This window comes from Cellvibrio mixtus subsp. mixtus J3-8 (genome assembly GCF_000766945.1).
Taxonomy (GTDB): Bacteria; Pseudomonadota; Gammaproteobacteria; order Pseudomonadales; family Cellvibrionaceae; genus Cellvibrio; species Cellvibrio mixtus_A.
The window spans coordinates 5,307-6,161 of sequence record NZ_KN266220.1; the positions used below are offsets into that span (position 1 = coordinate 5,307).

The 855-nt window shown below is 47.6% G+C and carries 3 protein-coding genes; all 3 read left to right on the forward strand.

The window, feature by feature from the left end:
* Positions 1-280 (forward strand): head completion/stabilization protein (locus tag A596_RS22845; protein ID WP_160280218.1); only part of this gene is annotated, 280 nt, incomplete at its 5' end.
* Positions 277-495, forward strand: coding sequence for a tail protein X (locus A596_RS21640; RefSeq protein WP_039918844.1), 219 nt, complete (start codon positions 277-279; stop codon positions 493-495). The genes A596_RS22845 and A596_RS21640, both read left to right, overlap by 4 nt.
* A 4-nt stretch (positions 496-499) precedes the next feature.
* On the forward strand, positions 500-844 hold the full coding sequence (locus A596_RS21645) for a putative holin (RefSeq protein WP_039918810.1): 345 nt from the start codon (positions 500-502) through the stop codon (positions 842-844).
* The last annotated feature ends 11 nt before the right edge of the window (positions 845-855 follow it).

Sequence of the window (855 nt, forward strand, 5' to 3'; positions counted from 1 at the left end):
TTGGGTATCGCAACAGCAACAAAAAGGCATAGCGGCACTGGATGACGTTCCACAAAAAACAGGTCATCCAGCTGGCGCGATTAAAAACCAGTATTTCACTGCCGTGTGGTCACTCGCCAAAGCGGAATTGGTAGAGCGCCTTCCCGATTACGACACAACCAATGCCGGAAAAGAAAAAGCCGACACACTGGAACCATCCGCAGAATCGTATCGCCGCGATGCATCATGGGCAATTAACGACATTATCGGCGCGCCGCGCACAACGATTGAATTGATATGAACGCCCGGGCCGATTCCGTTATCAGCGTGCAAGGCGATACCGTCGACATGATTTGTGTTCGGCATTATGGCTACACAGCAAAAGTAACCGAACAAGTATTAGCGGCGAATCCTGGTCTCGCGGCGCTGGGTGCGCAGCTGCCCGTAGGCACGCAGGTAAAGTTGCCTGCAATAGCGCCTGTACCGATTAAAAACACCGTCAAACTTTGGGATTAATTTTATGGCTGAACCCGCAAGCTCAACCACTGTGGCCGCAGTAACAGCAACAGGTGTAACTCTGGTTTCTTTTTTTCATGGGATAGATGCAAATGCCCTGATTGGAGCAACCGCAGGGTCAAGCCTGTTTGTAATGAGCGCAAAAGATTTAAAAATAATTACACGACTGGTCTATTTGCTCATCAGTTTATTTATGGGTTACACCAGTGGTGAGGCGGTACTCGGTCATATTTTTAGCGAGCGAGCCATTAGCAGTTTTGTTTTTTCTGCATGCGTTATTGGGCTTGGTTTGAAACTCATTAACAGTGTAGATCAAATCGATATTAACAATTGGTTTCGCCCGAAATAGGAGGATTTATG

Coding starts and splice junctions, on each gene's coding strand:
- A596_RS21640 (WP_039918844.1), top strand. CDS start 277: ATGAACGCCCGGGCCGATTCCGTTATCAGCGTGCAAGGCGATACCGTC.
- A596_RS21645 (WP_039918810.1), top strand. CDS start 500: ATGGCTGAACCCGCAAGCTCAACCACTGTGGCCGCAGTAACAGCAACA.